This window comes from Paeniglutamicibacter sp. ORCA_105, assembly GCF_045798545.1.
GTDB lineage: Bacteria > Actinomycetota > Actinomycetes > Actinomycetales > Micrococcaceae > Paeniglutamicibacter > Paeniglutamicibacter sulfureus.
In genome coordinates this window covers 20,226-47,062 of the sequence record NZ_JBIXLM010000035.1, presented here as the reverse complement: position 1 = coordinate 47,062, position 26,837 = coordinate 20,226, and the positions used below count along the sequence as shown (strand labels likewise).

Here is a 26,837-nt window from a genome sequence, read left to right as displayed (position 1 = left end):
GAGGTCAAGGCAGCTGTCGACGCCGCCTTCGAGCAGGTCCGTGCCTTTGCCAAGGAATTCAACCCGGACTTGGTCGTCAACTTCGGCCCCGACCACTACAACGGGTTCTTCTACGACCTGATGCCCCCGTTCTGCGTGGGCTACGAGGCCCATGGCACCGGCGACTACGACTCCTGGTCCGGACCGATCAACGTCCCGACCAATGAGGCCGAGAAGCTGGCCCAGTACATCATCGACCAGGACATCGACACCGCGATCTCCCGCAAGATGGAGGTCGACCACGGGGCCGTGCAGCCCATGGAAATCATCTTCGGCGGCCTGGACACCGTCCCGGTGATCCCCATTTTCGTCAACTCCGTGGCCCGCCCCTTCACCAAGGTCTCGCGCGTGCGCAAGTTCGGCCAGGCCGTCGGCGAATACTTCAAGGACTCGGACAAGAAGGTCCTGTTCATCGGTTCCGGCGGCCTGTCCCACGATCCGCCGGTCCCGCAGATCGCCACCGCCACCGAAGCGCAGCGCGCCATGCTGACCAACGGCCGCAACCCCACCCCGGAGGCGCGGGCGGCCCGCCAAGCCAACACCATCAACACGGCCATCAAGTTCGCCGCGGGCGAGGCCGACATCATGGACCTAAACCCCGAATGGGATCGTGCCTTCCTGGATGTCTGCAGGTCAGGGAACGTCGAGGGCTTCGACGCCTACACGGCGGACGAGATGGATGCGGTCGCAGGGCACTCCTCGCATGAGGTCCGCACCTGGGTAGCCGCCTACTCTGCGCTACGTGCCTGCGGCGAATACGAGGTCAGCTACGAGTTCTACAAGCCGATCAAGGAATACATTGCCGGCTTTGGCGTCACCACCGCGGTACTGAAGAAATGAGCGAAACCATCATGAGCACCGAACGCAGACGGATACCTTCGGTTGGAAATTGGATCTTCTGATTTTCTGCCGGATTAACCCCAGAAGCGCATTCGTTAATGTAGCGCGAACCGCATGGAACAGGCCCCGGAAGAATTTTCCAGGGCCTGTTCCATGCGGTCAAATACGAGCTGGACCGCCATTTGCAACAACGCAAAACGCGGTCCGGATCGCAGTTGTTGAAAGAAAATCGGCCAGTTCCCTCAAGCGTGAAACGCGTGGCACCCCGAGTTCCGCTGAGGGCTATACCTTTCCATTGACGGCCCCGGGGGCCAGGACGATGTCGAAGCGTGCCTTCGACCATGTCTGGCCATCGAGCATGCGTCCGTCCGGTGTCTGCATTTCGTGCGGCTGCTTCTGGAAGTCCTTGATCAGCGATTGCTTGACGCCAAACACGGTGTCGTATTTCAGCAGCTCGTCATCCTCCACGAAGATGTGCGTGACGAGGGACCGCAGTCCTGGTGCCGTGACCATAAAGTGCAGGTGCGAGGCACGCATGGGCGAGCGGCCCACGGATTCAAGCATTTTGCCAACAGGACCGTCGTGCGGGATCGGATATGGCGTGGGGGTCAGGCCCCAAAAGGAGTAGTTGCCGTTCGAATCGGAGAACAGGTGTGCCCGCCCGGAGACCCGGTCATCTGTGTACTGCACGTCGTAGAAGCCGTCCTCGTCCGCTTCCCAGACTTCGATCCGGGCCCCGGGGACGGGGTTCCCCTCGGTGTCGCGCACGCTGCCTTCGACCCAACAGGGCTCGCCCGGCGCTCCGCCGGCGATGTCTCCACCGATCGGGATCTCGGGTGCATCATCAACGAAGAACGGGCCGAAGACAGTGGCCTCGGTGGCGTCCTTGTAGGCTGCGTTGTTCACGTTGATGGTTTGCATCGAGGCGCCGAGCACATCGGATAGCAGGATGAATTCCTGGCGCCGGTCATCGGTGATGTGGCCCACCGCGGTGAGGAACTCGATGGCTTTGTTCCACTCCGCTTCGGTCAACCGCACGTCGAGGATGAAGGCGTGCAGGTGCTTGACCAGCGACTGCATCACGTCCTTGAGCCGCGGGTCCTGGCAATCCTCGAAGGACTGCAGCACGTTCTCGATGAGACGTTCTTCCACATCGGCTTGTGCCGTGCCGGCGTGGGTATCCAGCGATCTGTTTCTCGTCGTCTCGCTCATCGGGATTCTCCTTCCAGCACCATCTCCGATGCGACCGCCGGGTCTTCCCCGCGCAATGCCGCCTGAAGCAGGCGGGTCAAGTTTTCCTCGGTCACCTGGCGCGGATTCGACGCCGGGATCAGCGGCAGGAGAACCGCTGCGGCCTCGGCGATGCCGTCGGCGGTGAATCCGTAGTCCGCCAGTGCTTTCGGCGCGTCCAGTCTCTCACGCAACTCTTGCAGCCCTTCAAGGGCAGTGCGCGAACCAAAGGCCGCCGCTATGCGTACTTCCGCTTCCGGGGCGGCCGCGGCGTTGAACGCCAATACGTAGGGCAGTACCGTGGCGTGGGTCTCTGCGTGTGGAAGGTTGAACGTCCCGCCCAAGACGTGGCAGATCTTGTGGTGCATTCCCGAACCGGCCGAGGCAAAGGCGACGGCCGAGAGGTAGGCGCCGTAGAGCGCCTGTTCGCGCCCGGCCAGGCCCTGCGGCTCGGCCACGATGGCAGGAAGCCCGGCTGCCAGGGCCCGGATCCCCTCGGCGGCCAGGGCCGAATTGATGGGATCCACGCGTGGTCCCCAGAGCGAGTCGATGCAGTGGGCCATGCCGTTGAGCCCCGAGGCCACGGACATCTCCACCGGAAGGCTTAGGGTCAACTCGGCATCGTAGATCACGGTGACCGGCAGGACCCGGTCATCGACCCCGGTGCTCTTGCGGGACGCTTCGGTCAGGCCCCACACGTTGGTGGCTTCCGAGCCGGCATACGTGGTTGGCACGGCAATAATCGGCAGCCCGCTGGTCATCGCAATGGCCTTGGCAAGCCCGGTCGTCGAGCCGCCGCCGACGCACACCAGCAGGTCTGCCTCGTGGGTCAGTGCGGCGGCCCGGGCACGTTCAGCCACCTCGAGTGGCACGTGCATCACCACTTCATCGTGGTTCAGAGCGATCTCGATCTTTTCGGTAACCTTTTTAGCGATTTCGGCTTCGAAGGGCGCGGCAATGACCATCACCCGGCGCGCATCCAGTCTTTCGACTTCTGCCGCCAGATTGGTGGCAGCCTGACCGGTGCCAAAGAGCACTCGCTGGCCCAACGTGATGTGTTCAAAAGTCAGCATTACGCTTCCACCTTTTCCAGTTCCACTACTACATCCGGGTCATACGAATAGATCCAACCGGCATTCACCAGCGCATCACCTTGTGCCAGTGACGCGTCCCGTTCGCGCTGTTCCGGTCCATCGGGCAAGTGGTTGATGTCCTTGCGTGCGTGGCTCATTTCCTGCAGCTTGGTGGCGCGTTCTATGCGCAGAGACTCGTAGGTAACCAGAGCGGCCTGCGGGTTCTCGGGGCGACGAGTTAGGCACGCCGACAATGTTGCAGCGTCCTCGATTGATTGGGCGGCGCCTTGGGCGAAGAACGGGAACATCGGGTGGGCGGCGTCGCCCATCAGGGCAATTCTGCCGTCGGTCCACTTTTTCAGCGGCGCACGGTCCAGCAGTGCCCACCGTCCTGGGCGTTCGGCAGCCTTAATCAACTCCTCGAGTCGAGGATCCCAGCCGGCAAACTCGGCGAGCAATTCGCTCAGGTCAGTTGTTGACGACCATGATTCGCGGGTGAATTCCCCGGCCGGGGCGAAGGCCACCAAGTTGATGAATTTACCGCCGGAAATCGGGTAATGAACTAGGTGGTGGTCCGGGCCGATCCACAACGTCTGCACCGGGCGCTTGGCAAATTCGGGTGCCTTCGCGGCTGGAACCAGCGAACGGAAAGCGCACATCCCCGAGTATTCAGCGGGCCCGGGCTCAGCGATCGTTTCACGCACCAGCGAATGCACACCATCGGCGCCAATCAAGATATCGGCGCGGTTTACGCTGCCGTCGGCCAACGTGAACTCAACCCCATCGTTGTCCTGTCGCACAGAGGTGAGCTTGCTACCCAGTCGAAGCAGGTCCGCTGGTACGACCGACTGGATAGCAGCCAGAAGTTCTGCACGGTGCAGAACGTAGGTGTCTTCGCCGTACAGTTCGGCACAACGCGTGTCGAGGTTTTCAACAGACAACACGGTTCCATCCGACCACCGGCGGAATTCCCAGCCGGCCTCCAGACGAACCGCCTTTTCCTGCATCTTGTCCAACGCGCCAATGCGACGAAGCAACCGGACGGCGTTGGGTGCCACGACCAGGCCGGCACCTACCTCGCCCAGTTCGGGTGCCTGTTCATAGACGGTGACCTGGTGCCCTGCCTGGTTCAGGAACGCCGCGGCCGAGAGGCCACCGATGCCACCGCCAATAATTGCAATGTTGAGGTTGGATTTCACGGTTGTCATGTCGAAACAGCCTTTCGTGTTGTTCATAATGAGTGATTGCTTTCCCGGGATTGATATCCATCATTCGTTGTCTCCCGTGGCCACAGGCACTAATGTTCATTGAGTGAACATCCATTTTTTGGTTAGTGCTGACCGATGAAACAGGGCAATAGCGAGAAGCGCAGTGTCATTCAGAAGACGGCGGACGTTCTTGGCAGTTTTCGTGCCGGCAGCGCCGAGCTGACGCTTGCCGAGCTCACCCGGCGCAGCAACCTTCCCCATGCCACGGCCCGAAGAATCAGCAGGGAACTGGTCGCGGCCGGATTCCTAGAACAGACTGATGATGGCGCATTCGTGGTTGGCTTAAAAATGTGGGAAACCGGATCACTGGCACCGCGCAGCCTGCCCTTACGACAAGCAGCGATGCCGTTCATGAGCGTGCTAAATGAGTCCCTACGCCAGCACGTCCAGCTGGCTGTCCGCGAAGCTGAGGAAGCAGTAGTGATCGAACGGCTTTCCGCCAAGGACGCGGTTGATGTTATCTCCCACGTAGCCGGACGGCTGCCCCTGCATGCCAGCGGGGTGGGCAAGGTCCTGCTGGCGTTTGCTCCGGAAGCACTCATCGCAAGCCTCCTTCAGGGGACCTTGCCAGCGGAAACATCTCGTACGATTATGGATCCGAGGATCTTGGCCCAGGAACTAGGGCAAGTCCGTGCCCATGGTTTTGCCATGGTCCGCGGGGAAACCAGTATTGGTGCCGACTCCGTGGCCGCACGCATCACCGCCCCCGACGGAACAGTGGTTGCCGCGCTTTCTGTCGTTGTGCCGAGCGGCACGGTGTCCCTGCCCAGCCTTGCCCCAGCCGTTGTATCCGCAGCGAAGGGCATTTCTGAGTCTCTGCGCCAACGCTCGTGAACGCCTGGAGCTAATCATTTTCGGCTCCAAGGTCGTATCCGCGCTTACCTTCGGTGAGAGACGACAAAGGCCCGGTTTCCTCAAAAGGAAACCGGGCCAAGATTCGGCTCAGAAACGTGTCTACTGGCCGGAAACGGAATCAGACATTTCCGACTCAGTGGATTCCTGCTGGCTCAGCTGTTGCGCACGTTCCTTGGCACCCCAAGCACCGGGAAGGGCAATGACCGACAGCACCGATATCAGTGAGGCGACCACCATGTAGATAACAATCGAGTTGCTGGACCCTGTCGAGGCCCACAGTGCTGTGGCGATCATCGGAGCGAAAGCTGCTCCGCACAGTTGGGAGATGGTGTAGCCGACGGAGGCTCCCGTGTAGCGCACCTGGGGACTGAAAGCCATGGCAAACAACGTACCCGTTACGCCAGCAGCCGGAGCCATAGAGATGCCGTAGGCAAGGATGATAGCGAGCGTGAAGTTCCACGGGTTGCCGGTGTTGATCAGCATAAAGGCTGGACCGATAGATATTCCCATGGCTGCCGCGCCCATGAGGTAAACAGTTTTGCGTCCTATTCGGTCAGAGAGAGCCCCGAAGAGTGGGCACAGCACCATTTGGATCAGCGCGCCGATAAACACGCCCAAAAGCGCATGGGTACGGTTGATTTGAACCACTGTTGTACCGTAGTTCACCAGGTAGGACATCGTGATGTAGGCAAAGATACCTTGGCTGAGGTAAATGCCAGCGGTGATGAAAATTTCTTTGGAATGAAGCCGAAAGGCCTCAACGACTGGTACTTTCACCAGAACTTGTTTCTTGCGGGCGGCCACGAAAGTTGGGCTTTCTGCCACCGAAAGTCGGATGAACATGCCAATGGCTACCAGCACGATGCTGACCAGGAACGGCACCCGCCAGCCCCACGAGAGGAAGGCCTCTTCGGGAAGCTGCGCGACCGCCAGAAAAACCACAGTGGCCAAGGCAACCCCAGCCGGCGCTCCAGTCTGCGGAAACGATCCGTAAAAGCCACGCTTGTTGGCAGGTGCGTGCTCGACCGCCATCAGTGTGGCACCACCCCATTCGCCACCAACCATGAAGCCCTGCAGCAGTCGAAGCAATGTGAGCAGAATCGGCGCGGCGACTCCAATTTGTGCGTGTGTAGGCAGGAGCCCCATCAGGAATGTGGCAAGGCCCATGCCGGACAACGAGATGATCAGCATCTGCTTTCGCCCGATCTTGTCACCGAAATGCCCGAAGACCACGCTGCCCAGTGGACGAGCGAGGAATCCGACACCGAGGGTGGCAAAAGCAAGTAAGGTCCCGGCCACCGGAGTGGAGGTTGGGAAGAACAACTGAGGAAAGACCAGAGCGGCAGCGGTACCGAAAATGAAGAAGTCGTAGTATTCGACAGTGGTTCCGATCAGGCTAGCCACGGCCGCCTTCCGATGATTTTGTGTTTTCATAACTTTTCCCTTGGATTGGTTCCAAGGCATATCGCCAAAATGGCATAGGCGTAGCCATGGATCTGTGAAGGCGCTTAATCTACGGACGTAATTTGGGGTGTCTGGGAGACGGGTTCAGGGGTTTGCAAGAAAGTCGGAATGCCATCTGGCACCCCGACTTCCCAGTGTTCAGTCCATGGTGCGTTGCCTCTGGCATTTCACGAATGCGGACTGTCGGCGACCTTGAGCTAGCGTGTGAAGGCGCTCAGTCCCGTGATGGCGCGCCCGACGATCAGAGTATTGATCTCGCGGGTCCCTTCGTAGGTATAAATGGATTCTGCATCGGCGAAGAATCGTGCCACATCGGTGTCCAGCAGGACGCCGTTGCCTCCAACGACCTCACGGGCGAATGCGACGGTTTCACGCATGCGTGAGCAGGTCCAAGCCTTCGCCATGGCCGAGTCCTGGTCTCGGTAAATCCCAGCGTCCTGCTGCTGTGAAAGCTGCACAACCATGCCCATCGAGGCGATAACGTTGCCCAACATGCCCACCAATTTGTCCTGGATCATCTGGAAACCGGCGATCGGTCGGCCAAATTGTTCCCGTCCGGTGGTGTATTTCAGCGCTGCCTCGTAGGCACCGGCCTGCACACCCACAGCAAACCAAGCGACTCCTGAGCGCATGGAGCGCAGTAGCTCGGCAACGTCCGCGAAGGAGTTAATGCGCTGCAGCCGGAATTCCTCGGAAACCTCCACATTGTCTAGGTAGATGTCCGAGTTCTGTACCATCCGCATCGAGATTTTGCCGCGGATGGTTTCCAGTTTCATGCCGGGGGCATCGGTTTTCACCAAGAAGGCCTTGATCTGCCCGTCCTCGGTGTCGCGGGCAAGCACAGCCTGGTAGTCGGCGAACTTGGAGCTGCCGATCCAGCGCTTCTCGCCGTTGAGGATCCAGCGGTCACCGTCCCTTCGCGCAGAAGTCTTCAGACCACCGGCGATGTCCGATCCGTGGTTTGCCTCCGTCAGAGCAAAGGCTCCGGTCATCTCGAAGGAATCCACCAGCGGCAGCCACTTCGCTACCTGCTCCGGGCTGCCGCCGCGCAGGATGGTGGTGCGGAAGAGACCTGATTGGCCGTTGAAGTAGGTGGCGATCGACGCATCGGCGCGTGCCAGTTCGAAGTTGCGGAAACCTTCGTAGAGGGAGCGTGGCCGGGTGCCGTTGGCCGTGAGTTCTGGCGGAGAAATCAGGTCCAGAGCAGCCATTTGCTTGATCAGGTGGGCCGGAAATTCTCCACGATCCCAATAGTCGTTCACGATCGGTTTGACGTGTTCTTCCAGGAATGCACGCAACTTGGACAGTTGCGTCTTTTCTTCGGGGGTCAGCAACTTCTCGTAGCCGAAGGGGTCACTGGTGCCATACAGCCGTTCGTCCACGGTCTGTGCTGTTGTTTCGGTCTCGATCGTATTCATCTCTTTTTCCTTCCTCAACGCCCGCAGGCGGTTTTCAGCGTTGTTCCCGGGGAATAGCTTGTAGTTCTCGGCGCAGCAGCTTGCCCACTGGGTTCCGCGGCAACTCTGCACGCATCTCCAACCGGCGCGGGAGCTTGAAGCGTGCCAAATGTGGCTTCAAGAATTCCTGCAAGTCCGAGAGCTGCAGTTCGTTTTCAGCGACGATCACCGCTGTGATCACTTCTCCCCAGACCGGATCGGGTCTGCCCACAACTGCGGCCTCGATGATGCCGGGGAACTGCGCTATCAGGTGCTCAACCTCGGCAGGATCCACATTTTCGCCACCGGTGATGATGATTTCCTTGGATCTCCCGGTGACGCATAGGTCCCCGTCTTTGTCGATGTATCCGCGATCCCCGGTTGCCAGCCAGCCATTGCGAAAGGTGTCGTTGGTGGCATTTTCGTTGCGCCAATAACCGGTCGCGATATGCGGTCCTCGCACTTGAATTTCCCCGGTTTCACCACCGGGCAGTTCCTCGCCGAGAAGGTCGACGATCCTGATGTCCGTCAGAAGTGCCGGGCTACCCGAGGAATCAGACTTTCCTGCGGCGTCGCCTCGCCGCCGGAAACTGATCGAGGGGCCACCTTCTGTCATCCCGTAGGAGGCAAGCACCGGAACGTTGCGGCCCGACCAGAGTGCGACCAGATCCGGGGGCATGGGGGCTCCCCCGCCCAGGATCCATCGCAGCGAGCTGGTGTCGGCCTGGTCGAATCCAGGTGATTGAATGAAGAGGGTCAGCATTGAGGGCACAGCAAACATTGTGGTGATGCTGTAGCGGCTGATCAGTTCCAAGCAATGTGCTGCGTCGAATCTAGGTTCGAGCACGACTTTGCCACCCTTGGCCAAAGTGGCGTAGGCAATCGTGTTCAGTGCCGCAATGTGGCTTAAGGGGGTGCTGACCAAGGTGGTGTCATAGCTGTCGATATCCAGTCCCAACAGCGTGTTGACGGTGTTATAGAAGAGCGCTCCGTGGCTGAGCACGACGCCTTTGGGATGCCCAGAGGTGCCGGAAGTATAAACAATCAGCGCGGGATCTTCTGCCTGCACCGGATGGGGCAAGACCGTAGCCGGCGCTGCCGGAGAATCCTTTCCAGCCTGTTGGGCGAGCGGCAGAATCTTGCACGCCGACCCCACTCCTAGTGCTTCGCTGGCCACAGCGGAAGCCGTCTCCGAGACCAGCAGCACCTTTGCCGATAGGTCATTAACTACGTACCTGACTTCCTTAGCCGGTGCGCTGATACCGACGGGGGTGAAAATCGCTCCGATGCGGGCGCAGGCATAGAGGCTCGTGAGTATCTCCGGACGGTTCTCACTCAGGCAGACGATCCGGTCGCCGGCCTGAACTCCCTGATCGAGCAGAAATCCTGCCGTGTGCTGTATTTGTTCATACAGCTCTCCGTAGGTAATTTCGTGCTCGTTGTAAAGTATCGCCGTAGCCTGGGGCTGGCGGAGCGCCCTGCGTTCGATTAATTCTCCATAGCGCAGTCCAGTGAACGGTTCGGTACCCGTCCCCTGCGTGGAGGCGCTGTCGAATGCTCCAGAAATACTCACGAGTCTCTCCATGTCTAGATTGGGTAGTGGCGTTCCTGCGTGGAAATGGTGATCCAGCGCAGTTCGGTAAATTCCTCGAGCGAGGCGGTCGACCCAAAACGTCCGTAGCCGCTGGATTTGACGCCTCCGAAGGGCATCTGGGCCTCGTCGTGGACGGTGGCGCCATTGATGTGCAAGATTCCGGAATGAATGCGACGTGCGATTTGCATGCCAAGAGATACATCCCTGGTGAACAACGCGGCGGAGAGACCGTACTCGGAGTCGTTGGCCACCTCAATGGCTTCCTCGACGCTATCGACCACAATGATCGGGGCCAGCGGCCCGAAGGACTCTTCGGTGTAAAGGCGTGCCTGTTTGTTCAGTCCGGAGATCACGGTCGCCGGATAGTAGAGACCGTTGGCTACGCCTCCGGATAGCACCTTAGCGCCACACTCCACCGCATCTTTGACGAGTCCGGCAACGTGGTCCACCGCGGCTTGGTGTACCAGCGGTCCAAGCTGCGAGGAAGGATTCTGTGGATCCCCCACCACCAGCTTGGAAGCCCGTTCGGCCAGCAGAGTGGCAAATTCATCGGCGACCTCGCGCTGAACAATGATGCGTTCGGTCGACATGCAGATCTGGCCCTGGTTCATAAACGCCCCGAAAGATGCCGCGGCAGCAGCAGCTTCGAGGTCCGCGTCCTTGAGCACTACGAAGGGCGCCTTGCCGCCTAGTTCCATCACGGTGCGCTTGAGGTGCTTTCCCGCCTTTTCCGCGATGATGCGCCCGACCTTGGTCGAACCGGTGAAGTTGATGACCCGAACGTCCTTGTGGGTCACCAGAGCATCAACGACCTCCGGCCCGTCTTCCGGCGCGTTAGTCACCAGGTTGGCAACTCCGGCCGGAATTCCGGCATCGATCAGGCATTCAATGATTGCGGCGTGCGTGGCAGGAGTTTCTTCCGAGGCCTTGAGCACCACCGTGTTGCCCAGCGCCAGCGGCATTGCGATGGCGCGCACCCCAAGGATCATCGGTGCATTCCAGGGGGCGATGCCCACCACAACGCCCACCGGTTCACGGACAGCCATCGCGGTCAGGCCCGGCACATCGGAGGGGATGACCTGTCCGACACTTGAGTAGACCTGTGCTGCAGCTTCCTTGAGCATGTTTGCGGCAAGGATTGCGTTAAAGTGACACCAGGCCGCGGCCGCACCCATTTCAAGGCCCATCGTCACGGCGATGTCGTGACTACGTTCAGTGATGAGCTCTGATGCCTTTTCCAGGATCTTGCGCCGCTGCGCCGGGGCCGTGTCCGCCCACTGCTGCGCGGCAGCGTGGGCAGCATCCACGGCAAGGCGTGCATCGTCGCGTCCTGCGGCCGCCACGGTGGCGACCAGCTCGCCGGTCAGTCGGCGGGTCTTCTCAAAGTAACGGCCGGCCGCCGGATCCACAGCCTCCCCGTTGATCCGCAAAGAAATTTTGAGGGTTTCGGTGCTCACAGTCATTTTTCTCTCCCTACTCGGCAGTGCTGTAGGTTCCAAGACCCGGACGGTAGGTCTTGTCATCCAGGAACTGGGTCATGCCCTGGGTGCGGGCATCGGTATCAAACAGGATCGCCTGGTCATGCTTGGCGTACAGGAAGTCCTCGGCAACTTCCCATGACATCAGGCGTGAATGGCGGAAGCCCATCTTGGCTCCGCGAACTACCGACTGGCTCAGGCTGGTCAGCTTCTTGGCCAGTTCAATGGTTCGATCTCGCAGTTGGTCGGCCGGAACAGCCTCGTTCACCAAACGCATCTGCTCGGCCTTACGGCCGTCGAAGTGATCCCCGGTCATGATGTAGTACATAGCATCGCGGGTCGGAATGGTCTCGGCCAGGGCGCGGGTCACCAGGTTGCCCGGGGTTACACCCCAGTTCACTTCGGACAGTCCAAAGGTTGCGTCCTCAGCGGCGATGGCCAGGTCGCAGGAGACCAACGGAACGAAGGCTCCTCCGAAGCACCAGCCGTTGACCATGGCGATGGTCGGCTTCGAGTAGCTGAGCAGCTTACGGAACTGCCAGTTGGTCCCTTCGGTGCGCACCTTGTTCTGTACCGAACGTGGCTGGCCGTCGGTTTCGCGGAAATATTCCTTCAGATCCATACCGGCGGACCAAGAGTCTTCCGAGCCGGTCAACACGAGCACTGCGCAGCGGTCATCCGTTTCCAGGAAATCCAAGGTCGCGTACATTTCCCGGTTGAGCGTCGGGTTCATTGCATTTCGCTTCTCCGGGCGGTTGAAGTGGACCCAGGCAATCTTGTCTTCATCAAATTCGACTCGGACGGTATTGCCCCACGGTTCGACTGCAGTTCCTTCTGAGGTGCTCATGGCATTCCTTTCAATGAGGGGCTAGGCGGAACACTGACTGTGCTCTACGCCTAAACTTTCTATGTCAGAGACTCTTATATAAGAGCTTCTGATAAAGAAGATATCAGTGACACTGATAACATGCAAGTATGACCGCAGAAAAAATTGAGCAATCTTCGAAAATGACGCCAGCGCCCGAAAATGAGCAGCCGAGGATTACCTACCTCGTAAAACGACTCGAGTCGGCAGTTCGCCGAGACCTCGATGCGATCATGCAGCAACAAGGGCTGACAACCCCGCAATATGCGGCATTGAGCATCCTGCTCACGAACCCGGGATTGTCCTCGGCCCAACTTGCGCGACGAGCCTTCGTTACCGCCCAATCCATGCAGGTCATGGTTGCTTCCTTTGTACGCAACGAGCTCGTAGAGCGACGCCCGGCAGAAGACAACCAGAGGATCCTGCGCAACTTCCTGACAGCGACCGGCCAAGACCTGCTGGCGCGGTGCGAGCAGGCAGCCGGCCACATTGAGGAACGAATGCTCGACGGCCTCACCGAAAAGCAGAAGATTGCCCTGCGAGAGACAATGGCGCACTGCGTCTCGAACCTGCACCGAACGCACGCCAACGCGTAGTCCATCCGCAGGCGATATGAGCCCAACGCCGTAAATCAACTGCCCCGCTAGGCGCCCGGCGCGATTTCCCGAGGAAAGGCCCTGGCCAGCGCCTGCGTGATCTGGCGCGCCGTGGAGCGAACGAGCGTGTTCATCTCCTGGGCATCGCGCGCACCCACCAGACTCAGGAGAGTTACAGCGGCCATCCCCAAGGAGGGAGGTCCATAGATGGGTGCCGAGCAGGAATAGGTTCCTTCGGCCAGTTCGCCGTCGGAGACCGCAACTCCCTGCTTCCGGATCCGCTCGAGATCCACCCGCAACACCTCTGGCTGCGTGATGGTCCGAGGTGTATAGCGGGCCATGGGCTGCGAAAGGTACTCGGACTGGACCGCGGGTTCCGACAGGGCCAGGAGCAGCTTGCCTGCGGAAGCCGCATGCAACGGCAGCCGTCCGCCCACCTTCCCCACAACCGGCACGGCATATTGCCCTTCGATCCGCTCGAGAAGCAAGACCTCGAAATCCTGCATCACAGTGAGCATCACATGCGCCTTGGTCGATTCCCACAAGGTCTGCAGATATGGCATGGCCACGTCCTTGAGTACATGACTGCGGTTCGCCCGTGCCGCAATTTCCCAGAGCTTGATCCCCACCACGTAGCCACCATCGGCTGTCCGCTCCAGACCACCCCACTGCAGCATTTCCTGCAATAGGCGATGGGTCGTGGAGGTGGACAGTCCGGTGGCCCTGGAAATTCCTGACATCGTCAGCGGCTCGCGCACACCCACGAAGACATCGAGAATCCGAAAGATCTTTGCCGATGCGGCCAACTCGGACGGGTCGTTGGTAGAAGACATGTCTCACACTTTCTGATGATCCGGCACGGATCGACATCCACCGGAATCCTTGCCCATCAGGCGGGAACCCCTCTGGGCAATGTTATCAGTATCACTTACATTATTGTGACCTACAAAACATTCCTCGATCTTCCGTTGAAGGAGTCAAACATGTCAAAAACCATGCTCGCAGCACGAATGCACGAGGTCGGCGCGCCGATGGTCCTGGAAGAGGTCCCCCTCCCGGAACCCGGTCCCGGCGACGTGCGAGTCGCAGTCAAAGCCTGCAACATCGTTCCAAACCTTGCCAACATCCTGGCCAACTGGACCACCTGGTTCCCACAAAACCCCTTACCCGTACTGCCTGCCATTTTCGGGCTGGATCCGGCCGGAATCGTTGAGTCTGTCGGCCCCGATGTCCACGACGTCAAGGTCGGTGACCGCGTCTACGTGAATCCGGGGCGCCACTGCGGCGGTTGCCGCGCCTGCCGCCGCGGTCAGCACATCAACTGCCGAAGCTTTGCCTTCTCCGGCTATTTCGGTTTCACCGCTACGGCGACCACCACCCTGGAACGCTACCCCTATGGGGGCTTAGCGGAGTTCATGATTGCCCCGCAGTACTCCTTGGTCAAGCTGCCCGACTCGATCAGTTTCGAGCAAGGCGCCCGCTTCGGATACATGGGCACCGCCTACTCTGCCCTTCGCAAGGCCAAGGTCGGTCCGGAGACCACCGTGCTGATCAATGGCATCAGCGGCACTCTGGGCATGGGTGCAGTGCTCTTCGCGCTGGGCATGGGTGCAACTACGATCCTCGGAACCGGACGAAACCAGGAGCTGCTCGACCGTGTGAAGGCCTTGGCCCCGGAGCGGATCCAGACCTTCTCCACCAAGATTGGCCCCATCGATGACTGGGTCAATTCCATCACCGATGGCGGTGTCGATGTGCACATCAGCGCTTTGGGTCCGGGTGCCCCACACGAGCCGTTCATCCAGGGCATGAAGTCCTTGCGCAGGGGCGGTGTGGCCGTCAATGTGGGCGCCACGTCCGGCGAGGTGCCGCTGGATGTCCACCACATGATGGACCAGCAGCACACCTTGATGGGTTCGGTGTGGTTCACGGCCGGCGAGGGCCAGGACATGGCCGAGATGGCCGACAAGGGCCTGGTCGATCTTTCGGTGTTCGAAAACGTCACCTACCCCTTGACCGAAGTCAACGACGCTATCAACGGGCTGGAGAACCGCTCGGGAGGGTTCAGCAACTACATCATCAATCCCGGAAATCAGGAGAACAACTAATGAGCGAGCAACTTCAGCGGGCCCTTTCGGGTCGCACGGCTTTGGTCAATGTCCACTGGCAGAACGACATTGCTGGCGGAAATGGTGCCTTTGCACCTTTCTTCTGGGAGTCGATCGTGCGCTCAGGAGCCACGCAGAGAACCGTTGAGCTGGTGGCCGATGCTCGTAAGTCGGGCATGTTGGTGATATGGGCTAAGGCCGAATTCCGGCCGGGCTACCCCGAGTTGCCGTTGAATAACGGGTTGAACGAGGCGATCAAGGCATCCAATGCACTGATCCACGGGAGCCACGGAGCGGAAAACGTCGCTGACCTTACTCCCCTGGAAAATGAGCTCGTCGTTGGGCATCCGGGCACCTCGGCCTTCCGCGACACTCTGCTGGACGCCGTGCTGCGGATGAACCACATCGAAACCGTCTTGTTTACGGGAGTGGCCACAAACATCACCGTCGAGGGCACCGCCCGCGATGCGGTCAATCTTGGCTACCGTGCCGTCATCGTCTCGGACGCCTGCGCCGCGGCCACCGACGCCGCACACGATGCGACGTTGGAAACTTTTTCAATGCTCGGGCAAACAGCCACCGTCGAAGAAATCCGTGCCGCAGAGCTAGCCGGCTCGGTCCACTAAACCAGCTCCTCATTCTCCTGCCGTCCACCATAGTGCGGTCCCCAACAGGGGACCGCACCCACTCGCCGATTCACTCCGCCGAAGGAAAAACCATGCCCAAAAATCGACTCAGGTCCTCCGCAATAGCACTGGGAGCCGCTTCCATGCTGGTCCTCTCCCTGGCCGCCTGCACAGGGCCCTCCCCCGCCCAGTCGGACCAACGCCTCGACAGCGCGGGCGAGCAGGCGCTGTCCCGGGCCAAGGACTTTGTCGAAAAGTCTCAGGCCAAGGTCACTGACGCGGCATTGGCCTCCGATTCGCCCGCTATCGCCACGGACATCTCCATCGTCGTCGTCCCCTGCACTTATGCGGCAGAAGGGTGCAAGCGCGTGGCCGATTCCGTGCAGGAGGCCGGCAAGACGCTGGGCTGGGACACTCGCATGGTCGACCCGGCCGGAGACCCGGAAAAGATGCGTCAGGCCATCCGCACGGCCACGCAGCTCAAAGTGGACGGCATCGTCCTCGGCGCGATTCCGGAGATCCTGGTCAAGGATGACGTTGCGCTCGCCCGCGCCGCAGGGATCAAGGTCGTCAACGCCATGGAGCCCAACTCTAAGGAGTTCTCCGACGCGCAGACAGGTACGGACAACGTCCTGGCCGGCCGCATGAACGCCGCCCTGCTCACCGTTGAAACCGGCGGCCTTGGCCAGGTCATCACCATCAATGATCCACAGTTCCCCGCCATCATTGGCTGGCATACAGGCTTCACCGAAGGGCTGAAGGAATTCTGCCCCTCCTGCACCATTGTCAAGGAGATGGAGTTCCAGTTGTCCGGACTGCAAACCACCCTGCCCCAGGAGTTCCAGGCCACACTGACAGCCAACCCCGAGGTCAACGCCGTCTGGGCAGCCTACGATCCAGTTGTCACGGCCATCACCCCCGTGATCGAACGCTCGTCCAATCCCGATATCAAGATCGTGTCCCACAATGCGGACCCCTCCTCCCTGAAAGACCTTAAGTCCGGGAACAAGCCCGTCGTCGGCTCCGTGGGGTATTCCATCGAATGGATCGGCTACAGTGCCATGGACCAGATGAACCGGCTGCTGAGCGATTCTCTCTCGGAGGATGACCGCCAGCGGACCGTGCCGAACAAGCTCATCACCTCCTCAAATGTCACCACGGTGCCATGGGATGGCGACGCCGACTGGAAAAACGCGTTCCTCACCGCATGGAAATCGGACAAGTAACAGTCGGCCCGGGATTCAGGACACCAACATGACCAACTACGCCGTCGCGTGCGAAGACCTAAGTATCTCCTTTGGCGCCACCAAGGCGCTCAAATCGGTGACCACCGGCTTCGAACGCGGCAAAATCACCGCACTGCTGGGCATGAACGGTTCCGGCAAATCGACCCTGATCAAGGTGCTCGCGGGAATCTACCGACCAGATCCCGGCTCACGGCTCACGATCGGCGGATCCCCGATTGCAGGGCACCTGACACCGCAACGTTCACATGCATTGGGGCTGCGCTTCCTCCACCAGGAAGTAGGTCTGGTGGAGGCCCTGACAGTGTCGGACAATTTCGCCATGGCCGGGCGTTTCAAAGCCCCTTTCGAGCTCGGTCCCATCGACCAGCGGGAGCAGGACGATTCTGTCGCCCAGGTCCTGGAGCGTTTCAACCTGCCGATCCATCCGCAAGCCAAGGTCGCCGACCTAAGCCCGACCATGCGGACCATGATCGGGATGGCTCGGGCATTCCAACACTCCGTCGATGACGAGGATGTGTTCACCAAGAACGTTCTGGTCCTGGACGAACCCACCGCGTCTCTTCCCACCGAGGAAGTCCACGCGGTCATGGCCACCGTTGAGCGTCTGCGCGAGAACGGCGGCACCGTCATCTACATCAGCCACCGCACCGAGGAAGTCAAGCGGCTGGCGGACAATCTCGTCGTCCTTCGGGACGGGGAAATCGTCGCGGAAGAGGCGGTGGCACACCTGCAGATCCCGGACATCGTTTCCAGGGTCGTAGGAAAAACCATCGCAGCCAAGGAACCCCGTCAGATCGACCTCACCGACACATCCGTCGTGCTCGAGGTCAACAATCTCCACGGGCCCAGACTCCGGGACCTCAGCCTGCAGATCCGGGCTGGGGAGATCCTCGGCATCGCAGGACTCGTTGGGTGCGGGCGCAGCGAGCTGATTCGCCTCCTGTCGGGCGCACAATCTCCAACACACGGAACCATGAGTCTCAATGGCCAGCCATACCACCCCACACACCCTGCAACCGCAGTGAAGCGCGGCGTTGTCTGCGTGCCGCAGGACCGCCGCACCGAAGGATGCGTTCTCGGCATGGCCACCACGGAGAACCTGACCATGGGCAGCCTGAACACCTTTTTCACAGGTGGACTCCTTCGCCTGAAATCCGAATCCCTCTCCGCCCAACGACTTGCCCAGACCTACCAGGTTAAAACCGGGGATATCCGATCCCCCATCAGCACCCTCTCCGGAGGGAACCAGCAAAAAGTCGTGATTGCCCGAGCCGCCAGCCGGGCCACGCAGGTGCTCCTGCTCGACGAGCCCACGCAGGGCGTCGATGCCTTAGCCAAGCAGGAAATCTGGAACATCATCCGCGGATTCGCAGCCACGGGAAAAGCCGTCATCGTCGCATCGACGGATTTCGATGAGTTCGTCGGATTGTGCGACCGCGTCATCGTCCTGGACCGCGGAGCCATTGCCGCCTCCGCCGACGGTCCCGATGAAATAACCGAAGAACAACTTGCACTCCTATGTGCCGGAGCGGACCGATGACGTCCCGCATCCCGTCACCCAACACGAAAGGGATCCCCACAGCCGTGGCTTCTACCATTTCTAAGGTCCATGCAAAGCCGGGCGCGGTACCCACCAGGCTGGGACCCGCCGCATTTCTCACACGCTACGGCGTGATCGTCTTCTTGGTCCTCCTGGTCGCCATCTTTGCATCCCTGCTGCCCCGGACTTTCCCGACGTCAGGGAACCTCATGGCCATCGTCGCCGACCAGTCCATCCCGATCATCCTTGCCCTGGCCGCCATACTTCCCCTGGCCGCCGGGGAATTTGATCTCTCCATCGCGTCGGTCCTGGGTTTTTCGTCGATTCTTTCCATCGCCCTTTCGAACGCCGGCATGCCGCTGCCTCTGGTGCTGGCGGGAACGCTCATTTTCGGCCTGCTGGTTGGATCCGTGAATGCCTTCTTCGTCGTCAAGATTGGCATCAACGCTTTCATCGGAACGTTGGCAATGGCCACCATCCTTGCCGGCCTGAACCTGTTGGTCACGCGCGGATCACTGATGACCCTTCAATCCGAATCGTTCGCCAGACTCACCACCGTGCCCGGCTCCCGGGTCCAGGTAGTCATCGCCTACGCTCTCGTTCTCGTTGTCGCCCTCTGGTATTTGCTGGAGCGCACACCTTTCGGTAGGTACCTTCGGGCCACGGGCATGGGCCGCCCGGCAGCCCGTCTTAGCGGAGTGCGGACCGAGCGTTATCTCACGTCCTCCTTCCTGCTGGCAGCACTGCTGGCCTCATTCGCGGGATTCCTGCTGGCGTCCCGGTCCGGAAGTGCCCCGCCCACTCTTGGACCGGAGTTCCTCTTGCCGGCCTACGCCGCGGCATTCCTGGGAGCGGCAACCATACGGCCCGGCTTTTTCAACGTGTGGGGCACCGTCGTTGGAGCATTCCTGCTGGCGGTCGGCAGTAACGGGCTGACTCTCATGGGCGCCCAAACCTGGGTCGCCAACGTGTTCAACGGAGTGGCTCTGCTCGCGGCGGTGTCAGCCTCCGTGATAGTGGCCCGCAGAGGTGCACGGGGCGCACGATGATCATGCGTGCCCCAAGGCTGGCCCTGTGCCGCGAGGCGTCAGGAACGGGGTTGGGCTAGCGCCTGGAAATCCGCCATGGATGCAACGTCGCTGCCCAGCCAGGCGCGGATCACCTGCGTGTGTTCGCCAAGTTGTGGCGGTGCCATGGTGGGGGCATCCAGCGTGGGGGTCCAGGTGATCGGGTGGCGCACCTGCCTGCCCACGGCGTCCCCCGCCGCGTTGCGCACCTCGATGACGGGATCCAGCCCGAGCGAATCGGCGTAGTCCAGACCCTCGTCGATGCCTGCGACCTTGCCTGCAGGCACGCCCACGGCGGTGAAGCGGGTCTGCCAATTCGCCCCCGTGTCGGCATCCATGGCGTCTTCGAGGAGCGGGATGAGCTCCCCGCGGTTGGCGACCCGTGCGGTGTTGGTGGCAAAGCGGGGATCATTGTCGAGCCCGGGCAAGCCGATCTCGGCGCAGAGCCTGGCGAATTGGGTGTCGTTGCCGCAGGCCACGGCCACGGACCCGTCGGCGCATGCCAGCAGTTGGTAGGGCACGATGGAGGGATGCTCGTTGCCCATGCGCGTGGCGACCTTCCCCGCCCCCAGGTAGGCCTGGCCCTGGTTGGCCAGCGCGCCCTGCAGGCTGGAGAGCAGGTTGACTTCCACGTGGGCTCCGGTTCCGGAGGATGCCCGGGCGGTCAGTGCCGCTAGCACCCCGATGCTTGCGTCCTTGGCGGTGAGTACATCCACCAGGGCCACGCCCGCCTTCATGGGCTCCTGGCCCTCCTCTCCGGTGATGGACATCAGCCCGCCCAGCGCCTGGACGATGAAGTCGTAGCCGGGCAGGTGCGCCCCGTTGGCGGAACCAAATCCGGAGATCGAGGCGTAGACCAGCCCCGGGTTGACGGCGGAGAGTTCGGCGTAGCCCAGGCCCAGCTTGTCCATGCCGCCGGGCTTGAAGTTTTCCACCAGCACGTCGGCGCGCAGCGCCAGTTCCCTGGCCAGCTCAAGGTCGGCCGGATCGGTGAGATCCAGCGTGACGGATTGCTTGTTGCGGTTCACCGATTCGAAGTAGGTGGATCCGGTCGCGGAGAACGGCGGACCCCAGGCGCGGGTGTCGTCCCCGGTGCCGGGGCGTTCGACCTTGATGACGGTGGCCCCGAGGTCGGCCAGCGTCATGGTGCACAGAGGCCCGGCCAGGACCCTAGAGAAGTCCGCGACGATGATTCCCTCGAGGGGACGGATGGAGTTCATGCTCGCTCGGATTCCTTCTCGTGTTCGTTGACCGGTGCCGCATCCTTGCCACTGCCGTAGCGCGCGGCCACCTTGGCCGACTTGCGCATGGCCAGGCGCGTCAGCAATTCCTCTTCCGCGTGGATGCCCGGTTCGATGCCGCGCGGCACCCGCAGCAGGAAGACGATGCCCAGCGCCCACCAGGCGGCGAAGAGCATCCACGGCTGGATGCCGATGGCAGCGGGCATGCCCGGCAGGTAAAGGCTGATCAGCGCGGCGCAGAAGATCACCGAGGTGACGCCGATGACCTGGCCGAAGTTGCCCTTCCCGCCGATGCGCAACGGGCGTTCCATCATGGGTTCGCGACGGCGCAGGATCACGAAGGCCACCCCGACCAGCAGGTAGGCGATCACGATCGATGGCGAGCCGGAATCGACCAACCAGCCGAGCATGGCCGAGCCGAAGAACGGGGCCAGCACCGAGAGCCCGCCGATGAACAGCAGGGCGTTGACCGGGGTGCCGTACCTGGGGTGCAGCTTCGCGAACCAACCCGGCAACATGCCAGAGCCGGCCATGGCGTAGAGCAGACGGGAGGCGCCCATCAGCAGCGAGTTCCAAGAGGTGAGGATTCCGGCGATGCCGCCGGCAATGAGGACCTTGGCCATCAGGTCGGACCCGAAGAGCGCGCCCATGGCATCGGCGGTGGCTAGTTCGGAGCCGGCCAGCGCCGCGGCGCCCATGCCGGAGGAGGTCGCCAGGATGACCATGACGTACCAGGCGGTGGCGATGAGCACGGCGACCACGACGTACTTGCCGATGCGCCGCGGTTCAATGTCGCATTCCTCGGCCGATTGCGGGATCACGTCGAAGCCCACGAACATGAACGGCACGACGATCATCACCCCGAAGAACCCGGCGACTCCGTTGCTGAAGAACGGTTCCATGGTTTCGGCGGATCCGCCCGTGAAGGAACCGAAGAGCAGCACCGCCCCGATGGCGAAGAGGAAGAGCACCACGAAGGTCTGCACGACACCGGCGGTCTTGATGCCGCGGATGTTGATGGCCGTGATCACCACCGCACCGAGCACACCGACCAGCGCCCAGGTCAGGTGGATCTCGGATCCTGCGATGTCCCAGAGGTGGACCCTGTTCAGGTCCGGGAAGAGATAGAGCGCTGTCTTGGGCAGGGCCACGGCCTCGAAGGCAATGATGGTGATGTACCCGCCGACAATGGCCCAAGACCCGGCGAACGACCAACGGGCGCCCATGGCGCGCAGCAGGTAGTTGTGCTCGCCGCCGGCCCGCGGCATCGCCGCAACCAGTTCGGCGTAGGTCAGCCCGACCACGGCCATGATGCCGCCGCCCACGACCATGGCCAGTGCGGCTCCGAAGGGTCCCGCCGTGGTGATCCAGTCGCCCGTGAGCACCACCCAGCCGAAGCCGATCATGGCGCCCACGCCGATGGCGAGGGTGTCCCAACGCCCCAGGACCTTCTTGAGTTTGGGTGTTGCGGTGGTGCCTTGCATGTGACTGCTGGTCATCGCGGTTCCTTCCATGAGTACGACGTAGGTCACACTACGGAGGGAAGGCGATCGGAGTATTCAGACGGATCGTCCAATCCATTGGCTGGTTCATCCAAAGACTGCCTCCGGGCCCACCTCGGCAATCGGACCGGGGTGCACCCTCGCCAAGGTGTTCGACAGCGCCGACCCCACGGGACATCGCGCCCACGGCCCTTTCCGCTAGTCGTCGTGGTCGATGTTGGCTGGACGAATAATCGGACATGGGCAACCTGCACACGCTGCTGCCCGTGGGGACCAACAATGGCACGCCGAGTGTAAATTTAGCTGGAATGCCGCAACGCTATGGGCGGTGCCCCTGCTCGGCCTTCTGGATCTCCGCGTAGACGTGGTGCCGCAGTTCGGTGAAGCGCTGCAGGGAGCGGGTCTCGAGCTAGTCGCGTTTGGCCGGAAGGTCGATCACGATGCCTTCCTGCACGATGTTGGCGAGGAGGACAGGATAATCACCCGCTGAATAGGCACGGGTTCTCGTGGTGCATACGACGTTGAACCCGCATTAACCTCAGTTGTGCTCAAGGCGCCATTGAACCAGGGTTCCGCACCGTCGGCCTGATGGATGATCGGGCCGAATAGCTGGTGCGACACTAGAGTCGGCAGCGGCCGGCTGAATAGTGCCAGAGGGAAATTGGCCGGTACTAGGCAGTTTCCTCCGGGGTTACCGACTGGACATTCTCTCGTTCCTCCAGAGCTCCGGTAACCGAGGCCGTGAGACTGTTGGCAATGTGGGTGCGGGCAAGTTCGGCGGCACCGGCACCGTCCCCGGCAATGATGAGCTCGAGAATCTGGTGATGTTGGTTCAAGTCGATCGTTCGCGGCTCATCCCCGGAAGGGAGCTCAAGGCCGATGCGGCGGTAGCGGTCGGACTTGTCCCACAGGTCATCCAGGAGCTTGATCATGACGTCATTGTGCGACGCAGCGTAGACGGCCCGGTGGAACTCCCGGTGCACCGTGATCGCACCCTCGCCCCAGACCCGTGTTACAGGCAGGAGCTTCTCGGCCGCCGAGCGCATTGCTGCTATATCGGCGTCGGTCCGGCGGGAGGCTGCCAGTTCGGTTGCCGATGGTTCGAGTGAGAGGCGGACCTCAAGGAGTTCGCGCGCTTCGGAGGCACTCATGTCAGCCACGCGGGAGTCGCGGTGGGTATCCATGATGATCAGCCCCTCGCTTGAGAGCCGGCGAATTGCTTCACGCAGGGGGGTGATGCTCATTTGCATGTTATCGGCCAGTTCGTACTGGGAGATGCGCGATCCCGGGGCAAGACCACCGGAGAGGATCAGCTGGCGGAGTTCGCTATACGCCAGACTGCCCTTACTGGAAAAGACATTAGTGGTGCTCATCTGCTGCTCCGAATCTCTTACCGAGGCATGGCCTCTTTGCTTACAGCATAGCGCCCTGGGAACATCTTATAAGAAATCTTCCCAAGGGGCTTGTGCTCCACATCACCCTCAGGCTAGCCTTTGATCCAAGGTCTTATAAGAAATAAGACATCAACCCAGGAGAGATCAAAGATGAAAATCGTTTCCGCTCACGTCGGCACCATCCCCATCAGTTCCTCGATCCGGAACGCCTTCATTGACTTCACCAAGATGGACTGCACGATCATCGCCCTCGTCTCCGATGTGTTCGTCGACGGTGAGCCCCTGGTGGGCTACGGGTTCAATTCCAACGGCCGCTACAACGCGACGGGCATCCTGAAGGACCGCATTCTGCCGCGCATCATGGATGCCCCCCACGAGGACCTACTAGATGAAGACGGACAGCTGTCGCCGGAGAAGGCATGGGACCTGATGATGTCCAACGAGAAGCCCGGCGGCCACGGCGAACGCTCGGTCGCAGTGGGCGTCGCCGACATGGCCCTACACGACCTGGCCGCGAAGATCGCAGGCGTCCCGCTGTACCGGTGGATCTCGGACCATTACGGCGACGGCAACCCCGACAAGGACGTCTTCGTCTACGCCGCCGGCGGCTACTACGCCCCCGGCAAGAGCCTCGAAGACCTGCAGAACGAAATGCGCGGATTCCTGGCCAAGGGCTACGACGTGGTCAAAATGAAGATCGGCGGCGCCGACCTCGCCGAAGACCTCCGCCGCATCGAAGCCGTGATCGAAGTCCTCGACGGCGACGGTTCCCGCCTGATGGTCGATGTCAACGGCAAGTTCGACCTAGAGACGGCGCTGGAATATGGCAAGGCCATCGACCAGTACGGGCTGTTCTGGTACGAAGAAGTCGGCGACCCGCTGGACTACGCCCTGAACGCCACCCTCTCCGAGCACTACAAGAATCCGATCGCAACCGGAGAAAACCTGTTCTCCCTGCAGGACGCCCGGAACCTGATCCGCCACGGCGGCATGCGCCCGGACCGCGACTTCGTCCAGGTCGACCCGGCCCTAAGCTACGGCTTGGTTGAGTACAAGCGGATCCAGGACATGCTGGCCCAGCACGGCTGGTCCTCACGCCGATGCATCCCGCACGGCGGACACCAGTTCTCCCTGCACATTGCCGCAGCCCTCAAGCTGGGCGGCAACGAGTCCTACCCGGGCGAGTTCCAGCCCACCGGGGGTTTCACCGACGACGCCGTCATCGCCAACAGCCGCGTGGCCCCGGGCGACCTGCCGGGCATCGGGCTCGAAGGCAAGGCCGAGTTCTACAAGGTCCTGCGCGCACTGCACAACTAAAGAGCCGAGTACAGCATTCTCACCGCACGCGAGTGGCGGTTCCCACACCAACCGTGAATAGGGGAACCGCCGCTCGCGACAATATTTAGCCCCCCTTGGCCTGCGCTATGCAAGGCCTTTCTGAGTGACTATCGCCAAAATCCAGGGTACTTACGCCCAACTGCCGGCCTTTCACTGTAGTCATTGCCCGTCCACGCCGTGCGGGTCCCATTGCCGACCTCTTTGGTCACTTCGCCAAGCTACTGCGCTAAACCTTCCCAGCAAACAACCCAAGAAAGTGCTGCCATGGAAAATCCTGCTCTGCATTCCCTTTGGGGAAACCTATGGAAGTCGCACCGCCAGACCAAAAATTTTCTATCCATTGCAAGACTCAGACGCCCCCTGGAGTCTCACATGACAATGAGCGATCAGACCACACAGACCAAGACTGTTGAGCGTCCGGAAGAAACAGTGCAATCTGGGTCCAATACCGGCCCTGACAGGCCAGGGCATGGTTATACGACGCCACGCATTATCGGTTTGATCCTTGGCCCAGTTTTGTTCGTCATGGCACTGCTCTTTTTTACCCCGGAGGGCCTATCCACGGAAGGGCGAGCGGTCCTCGCCGTGACGCTATGGGTGGCTACGTGGTGGATCACAGAAGCAATCCCGATACCCGTAACCTCATTGTTGCCCGTAGTGCTTCTACCACTCACGGGGGCAATGGATGGAGACGTTGTCGTCTCCGCATATGGCCATGACATCATTTTCTTGTTCATCGGCGGATTCTCCCTGGCGATCGCCATGGAGAAATGGAATCTCCACCAACGAATCGCCCTGACAATTGTCTCAGCCATTGGCACGAGCCCAAAACGCATCGTGCTCGGCTTTATGGTTGCAACAGCCTTCTTGTCAATGTGGGTTTCTAATACCGCGGCCACGATGATGATGATTCCCGTTGGGCTGGCCGTCGTCTACCAGGCTGCCCGCTCGCTACGCGGTGGAGAGCATGCAGCAGATTTGCCGAAATTCGAAAAATCTGTTGTCTTTGGTATCGCTTACGCGGCCACTATCGGTGGTCTAGGAACGCTCATTGGCACACCGCCATTGGCGATTTTCGCGGCGACCGCTGGGAAGCTTTTTGGCGAAACTGTCTCGTTTGGCGGATGGATGCTATTCGGCGTTCCAATAGTCATCCTATTCGTGGCCTTCACCTGGTTCTATCTGACGAATGTGGCGTTCAAGGTGCGTTTTAAGCACCTTCCAGGCGGTGCGGAACTCATCAAAAATGAGAAGAGTGCCCTAGGCGGCATGTCACGCGAGGAAAAGGCCGTCCTCGCTGTCTTTCTTGGTGTTGCTTTCCTATGGGTGACTCGCTCATTTATCTGGGAAGACGTACTTCCGGGGATCAGCGACGGAATCATCGCAGTCATGGCAACAGTGGTGTTGTTCATGTTGCCAACACGACGCACCGAACAACCGAAAATCCTTAATTGGGAAGATTCTAAGAAGATTCCGTGGGGAATACTTCTGTTGTTTGGTGGTGGCCTGGCGATTGCTGCCGGTTTCATCGAAAGTGGCTTGTCCGCATGGATTGGAGAGCAGCTACGTGCGCTCGACGGGATGAACATCATCCTCATCATCATCTTTGCCACGGCCCTTGTATTACTTTTGACCGAAATTACGTCTAACGCGGCAACGGCTACGATGATTCTTCCAGTCATGGCAGCCCTAGCCCTCGCTTTGGGAATCCATCCATATGCTCTTATGATTCCCTGCGCCATGGCTGCGAACTGCGCTTTCATGCTCCCCGTAGGAACCCCACCAAACGCGATCCTGTTTGCAACTGGGAAAGTAAAAATCATGGAGATGATCAGGACAGGGTTCTGGTTGAACCTGATAGCACTCGTCCTCATCGTGGCGGCTGTGCTTTACGTGTTGCCGCCGCTGTGGGGTATTGATCTCATGTCGATACCTCCGGCATTCCAATAGCCAATAGCGATCATTCAAAACCCGTCTAGAGGTTGCCGGCAACCAGCCCACCGGTCACCGGCAACCTCTGCACCGCGGCAGACCTT

22 protein-coding genes are annotated in these 26,837 nt (G+C 60.6%); 10 read left to right on the top strand and 12 right to left on the bottom strand.

Going from position 1 to position 26,837, the window contains the following annotated elements:
* A partial coding sequence (locus ACIPUB_RS15695) for a 3-carboxyethylcatechol 2,3-dioxygenase (protein ID WP_407608218.1) occupies positions 1-879 on the top strand: 879 nt, incomplete at its 5' end.
* A gap of 282 nt (positions 880-1,161) precedes the next feature.
* Here the strand turns inward: ACIPUB_RS15695 and ACIPUB_RS15690 are convergent.
* The 3 genes from ACIPUB_RS15690 to ACIPUB_RS15680 are packed head-to-tail and all read right to left on the bottom strand — an operon-like array spanning position 1,162 to position 4,417.
* Positions 1,162-2,091 (bottom strand): dioxygenase, encoded by a 930-nt coding sequence (locus tag ACIPUB_RS15690; RefSeq protein ID WP_407608217.1) that lies wholly within the window; start codon positions 2,089-2,091, stop codon positions 1,162-1,164.
* Complete coding sequence (locus ACIPUB_RS15685) at positions 2,088-3,182, bottom strand: maleylacetate reductase (RefSeq protein WP_407608216.1); 1,095 nt, start codon at positions 3,180-3,182, stop codon at positions 2,088-2,090. The genes ACIPUB_RS15690 and ACIPUB_RS15685 overlap by 4 nt, the downstream gene beginning before the upstream one ends.
* Positions 3,182-4,417 (bottom strand): FAD-dependent oxidoreductase, encoded by a 1,236-nt coding sequence (locus tag ACIPUB_RS15680; protein ID WP_407608215.1) that lies wholly within the window; start codon positions 4,415-4,417, stop codon positions 3,182-3,184. The genes ACIPUB_RS15685 and ACIPUB_RS15680 overlap by 1 nt, the downstream gene beginning before the upstream one ends.
* 108 nt (positions 4,418-4,525) lie before the next feature.
* On the opposite strand from ACIPUB_RS15680, the gene ACIPUB_RS15675 reads away from it, so the two are divergent.
* Positions 4,526-5,284, top strand: a complete 759-nt coding sequence (locus tag ACIPUB_RS15675; RefSeq protein ID WP_407608214.1) for an IclR family transcriptional regulator — start codon at positions 4,526-4,528, stop codon at positions 5,282-5,284.
* Between the two features lie 120 nt (positions 5,285-5,404).
* Here ACIPUB_RS15675 and ACIPUB_RS15670 read toward each other — a convergent pair whose 3' ends face one another.
* From ACIPUB_RS15670 to ACIPUB_RS15650, 5 genes are all read right to left on the bottom strand, one after another.
* Positions 5,405-6,739 carry an MFS transporter gene (locus ACIPUB_RS15670; RefSeq protein WP_407608213.1) on the bottom strand — a complete coding sequence of 445 codons (1,335 nt, stop codon included), beginning with the start codon at positions 6,737-6,739 and terminating at the stop codon, positions 5,405-5,407.
* A 227-nt stretch (positions 6,740-6,966) separates the two neighbouring features.
* Positions 6,967-8,205 (bottom strand): acyl-CoA dehydrogenase family protein, encoded by a 1,239-nt coding sequence (locus ACIPUB_RS15665; RefSeq protein WP_407608212.1) that lies wholly within the window; start codon positions 8,203-8,205, stop codon positions 6,967-6,969.
* A 16-nt stretch (positions 8,206-8,221) separates the two neighbouring features.
* Positions 8,222-9,778 carry an AMP-binding protein gene (locus ACIPUB_RS15660; RefSeq protein WP_407608211.1) on the bottom strand — a complete coding sequence of 519 codons (1,557 nt, stop codon included), beginning with the start codon at positions 9,776-9,778 and terminating at the stop codon, positions 8,222-8,224.
* 14 nt (positions 9,779-9,792) lie between these two features.
* Positions 9,793-11,262 carry an aldehyde dehydrogenase gene (locus tag ACIPUB_RS15655; RefSeq protein WP_407608210.1) on the bottom strand — a complete coding sequence of 490 codons (1,470 nt, stop codon included), beginning with the start codon at positions 11,260-11,262 and terminating at the stop codon, positions 9,793-9,795.
* A 10-nt stretch (positions 11,263-11,272) separates the two neighbouring features.
* A complete protein-coding gene (locus tag ACIPUB_RS15650) occupies positions 11,273-12,124 on the bottom strand; it encodes a p-hydroxycinnamoyl CoA hydratase/lyase (RefSeq protein ID WP_407608209.1) in 852 nt (283 codons plus the stop codon).
* A 128-nt stretch (positions 12,125-12,252) separates the two neighbouring features.
* Between ACIPUB_RS15650 and ACIPUB_RS15645 the strand changes: the two genes are divergently transcribed.
* Positions 12,253-12,738, top strand: a complete 486-nt coding sequence (locus ACIPUB_RS15645) for a MarR family winged helix-turn-helix transcriptional regulator (RefSeq protein WP_407608208.1) — start codon at positions 12,253-12,255, stop codon at positions 12,736-12,738.
* 47 nt (positions 12,739-12,785) lie between these two features.
* Here the strand turns inward: ACIPUB_RS15645 and ACIPUB_RS15640 are convergent, their stop codons facing one another.
* Positions 12,786-13,571, bottom strand: a complete 786-nt coding sequence (locus ACIPUB_RS15640; RefSeq protein ID WP_407608207.1) for an IclR family transcriptional regulator — start codon at positions 13,569-13,571, stop codon at positions 12,786-12,788.
* Positions 13,572-13,721: 150 nt separating this feature from the next.
* On the opposite strand from ACIPUB_RS15640, the gene ACIPUB_RS15635 reads away from it, so the two are divergent.
* The 5 genes from ACIPUB_RS15635 to ACIPUB_RS15615 all read left to right on the top strand — a co-directional run bounded on the left by ACIPUB_RS15635 (position 13,722) and on the right by ACIPUB_RS15615 (position 19,308).
* Positions 13,722-14,846, top strand: a complete 1,125-nt coding sequence (locus ACIPUB_RS15635) for an alcohol dehydrogenase catalytic domain-containing protein (protein ID WP_407608206.1) — start codon at positions 13,722-13,724, stop codon at positions 14,844-14,846.
* Positions 14,846-15,472, top strand: coding sequence for a cysteine hydrolase family protein (locus tag ACIPUB_RS15630; RefSeq protein ID WP_407608205.1), 627 nt, complete (start codon positions 14,846-14,848; stop codon positions 15,470-15,472). Before ACIPUB_RS15635 ends, ACIPUB_RS15630 begins: the two co-directional genes overlap by 1 nt.
* 92 nt (positions 15,473-15,564) lie before the next feature.
* Positions 15,565-16,698 carry a sugar ABC transporter substrate-binding protein gene (locus ACIPUB_RS15625; RefSeq protein WP_407608204.1) on the top strand — a complete coding sequence of 378 codons (1,134 nt, stop codon included), beginning with the start codon at positions 15,565-15,567 and terminating at the stop codon, positions 16,696-16,698.
* A gap of 28 nt (positions 16,699-16,726) precedes the next feature.
* Complete coding sequence (locus tag ACIPUB_RS15620; protein ID WP_407608203.1) at positions 16,727-18,259, top strand: sugar ABC transporter ATP-binding protein; 1,533 nt, start codon at positions 16,727-16,729, stop codon at positions 18,257-18,259.
* Positions 18,260-18,303: 44 nt separating this feature from the next.
* Positions 18,304-19,308, top strand: a complete 1,005-nt coding sequence (locus ACIPUB_RS15615) for an ABC transporter permease (protein WP_407608202.1) — start codon at positions 18,304-18,306, stop codon at positions 19,306-19,308.
* 38 nt (positions 19,309-19,346) lie between these two features.
* On the opposite strand, the gene ACIPUB_RS15610 is transcribed toward ACIPUB_RS15615, so the two are convergent.
* From ACIPUB_RS15610 to ACIPUB_RS15600, 3 genes are all read right to left on the bottom strand, one after another.
* Positions 19,347-20,546 (bottom strand): CaiB/BaiF CoA transferase family protein, encoded by a 1,200-nt coding sequence (locus tag ACIPUB_RS15610; protein WP_407608201.1) that lies wholly within the window; start codon positions 20,544-20,546, stop codon positions 19,347-19,349.
* Entirely contained in the window at positions 20,543-22,066 is a 1,524-nt protein-coding gene (locus ACIPUB_RS15605) for an APC family permease (RefSeq protein WP_407608200.1), read from the bottom strand. Before ACIPUB_RS15605 ends, ACIPUB_RS15610 begins: the two co-directional genes overlap by 4 nt.
* A gap of 674 nt (positions 22,067-22,740) precedes the next feature.
* Positions 22,741-23,442 carry a GntR family transcriptional regulator gene (locus ACIPUB_RS15600; RefSeq protein WP_407608199.1) on the bottom strand — a complete coding sequence of 234 codons (702 nt, stop codon included), beginning with the start codon at positions 23,440-23,442 and terminating at the stop codon, positions 22,741-22,743.
* 171 nt (positions 23,443-23,613) lie between these two features.
* Here ACIPUB_RS15600 and ACIPUB_RS15595 point away from each other — a divergent pair, with 171 nt between their 5' ends.
* Positions 23,614-24,780, top strand: coding sequence for a mandelate racemase/muconate lactonizing enzyme family protein (locus ACIPUB_RS15595; protein WP_407608198.1), 1,167 nt, complete (start codon positions 23,614-23,616; stop codon positions 24,778-24,780).
* Between the two features lie 399 nt (positions 24,781-25,179).
* Positions 25,180-26,751: an SLC13 family permease gene (locus tag ACIPUB_RS15590; RefSeq protein ID WP_407608197.1), complete on the top strand. Its 1,572-nt coding sequence runs from the start codon at positions 25,180-25,182 to the stop codon at positions 26,749-26,751.
* The last annotated feature ends 86 nt before the right edge of the window (positions 26,752-26,837 follow it).